Source organism: Oleiphilus sp. HI0128, assembly GCF_001635365.1.
Window position 1 is genome coordinate 1 of record NZ_LWGG01001528.1, and the last position, 2,193, is coordinate 2,193.

Here is a 2,193-nt window from a genome sequence, read left to right on the forward strand (position 1 = left end):
AGCCAAGCAGTGGCCAGAAGAGGCTTTATTACCGCTTATTCAATATACTCATGAGCAAAAAACCATGCTCGAAGAGCGTGTGAGCCACTTAAGGAATTTAGCGAGTTCGAGTAAGGACAAAAAGGTTCAGCAGGCTAAATTGAAAGAACTGATCGATAGAACGCATCAGCAAATTAGCGAAGTTGAGCAAATACATCAGAGCCTGAGTACACCGCCGCCAAGCAATGTGATTAGTATTCAGGATATTGCCATTCGCTAGAGGGCCGTTTACACTCCGCTTTTCTTGATACGCATCATAAAGAGCCCTAATCCAACGCATGCCTGAAACTGCCAGTTCCTCACCAAACACTTCTAACGCGCAAGCGATGCACTCTGTAGGTATCGTTGAGCCGAAAGTTGCACATTTTGACCAAGCGCTAAATCTGATCAGTGGCAAGACGCTGCAACAATATGAGCTTGTCTATGAAACTTACGGCGAGCTGAACGAAAACAGAACTAACGCAATATTGATCTGCCATGCCTTGAGCGGCGATCATCATGCCGCGGGTTTTCATTCGGAATCTGATAAGAAGCCTGGCTGGTGGGACTCGTGTATAGGCCCAGATAAGCCAATAGATACCAATCGCTTTTTTGTGGTGAGCCTGAATAACCTGGGTGGCTGCAGTGGTAGTACCGGGCCAAACACTATCAACCCTGAAACCGGTGAGCTCTATGGCCCAGACTTTCCTATTATTACTGTTGACGATTGGGTCGAAAGTCAAGCTCGCTTGGCTGACCGTTTAGACATTGACGTTTGGGCTGCGGTGGTCGGTGGGAGTCTAGGCGGTATGCAGGCTTTGGCGTGGTCGCTCAATTATCCCGAGCGTTTGAAACATGCGGTGGTTATTGCCTCAACACCTAAGCTGACTGCTCAAAATATTGCTTTTAATGAAATCTCTCGTAAAGCGATTACCTCTGACCCCGATTTTCATCAAGGTCACTATTACAGCCAAGATACCATACCGTCGAAAGGCTTGATGCTCGCTCGTATGATTGGTCATGTGACCTATCTGTCTGACGCCTCAATGGGTGAAAAGTTTGGTAGGGATCTAAAGGAAGAAGCCTTCAACTTTGGCTATGATGTTGAGTTTGAAGTCGAGAGCTACCTAAACTATCAAGGTGAGCGCTTCTCAAAAACCTTTGATGCCAATACTTATTTATTAATGACACGGGCTTTGGATTACTTTGACCCGGCTGAAAAAACAGAAGGTTCTCTTGAGAAAGCACTAGGCAAAGCCCAGTGTGGCTATTTTGTTGTTTCCTTTAGTACAGACTGGCGCTTTTCTCCCGAGCGTTCAGAGCGTTTGGTTGAAGCTATGACTAAAGCAGGTAAACGTGTCTGTTATGCAGAGGTAGACTCAGAATATGGACATGATGCGTTTTTAATTCCAACGGAGCGCTATATGGCTATCTTCTCAGCTTATATGAAGCGTATTGCTGAGGAGATAAAATAATGCGTGCCGACCTGAGACTGATAGAACCCTGGGTGAAAGAAAGCAGCCGTGTGCTCGATTTAGGTTGTGGTGATGGCACTTTACTGGCGCACTTACAGCAGGAAAAGAAGGTCCTTGGATATGGGCTAGAGATTGCGTCAGAGCAGATAACCCGATGCATTGAGAAGGGAGTTAATGTTATAGAGCATGATCTGGACAAAAGAGGCCTGTCTCAATTTGCCGATCAGCAGTTTGATACGGTGATTATGACGCAAGCTCTACAGGCAGTCCGGCGTCCGGATGTGATGCTTGATGAAATGATGCGTCTCGGAAATCAGGGAATTGTTACCTTTCCAAATTTTGGCTATTGGCGTTGCCGCCATTACCTTTTGTGGAATGGCAAAATGCCGATGTCGAAAACTTTGCCGCATACCTGGTATAACACACCGAACATCCACCTCTGCACCTTTAAGGACTTTGAAGCGCTTTGTGTTCAAAAAGGTATCAAGATCCTGAACCGCGAAGTGGTGGATGCAGAGTTTGAACAGAGTAGTTTTGCGCGCATGTGGCCAAATCTATTTGCCGAATTTGCGGTATACCGCATTAGTAAATAATTCACTTTTTCTGATCCAATAGGCTCAAGCGTATGAATTCAGCGATGATACGAACCTTAACAAGTTTAATTTTTTTGCTCACGACTTTTCTTTCTGTTGCAGCGAAT

The 2,193-nt window shown here is 45.6% G+C and carries 2 protein-coding genes and 1 pseudogene; all 3 read left to right on the forward strand.

The features are described 5' to 3' along the window. Positions 1–259: pseudogene (locus A3763_RS29230) on the forward strand (hypothetical protein); the annotation flags it as partial. Positions 260–317: 58 nt separating this feature from the next. Continuing rightward, entirely contained in the window at positions 318–1,493 is a 1,176-nt protein-coding gene (locus A3763_RS25230) for a homoserine O-acetyltransferase (protein ID WP_068510016.1), read from the forward strand. Then, positions 1,493–2,086, forward strand: coding sequence for a methionine biosynthesis protein MetW (gene metW, locus A3763_RS25235; protein ID WP_068510019.1), 594 nt, complete (start codon positions 1,493–1,495; stop codon positions 2,084–2,086). The genes A3763_RS25230 and metW overlap by 1 nt, the downstream gene beginning before the upstream one ends. Positions 2,087–2,193 lie beyond the last annotated feature (107 nt).

Excerpts from the sequence above, each read along its gene's own strand:
- A3763_RS25230 (WP_068510016.1), top strand. The coding sequence starts at position 318 with ATGCCTGAAACTGCCAGTTCCTCACCAAACACTTCTAACGCGCAAGCG.
- metW (WP_068510019.1), top strand. The coding sequence starts at position 1,493 with ATGCGTGCCGACCTGAGACTGATAGAACCCTGGGTGAAAGAAAGCAGC.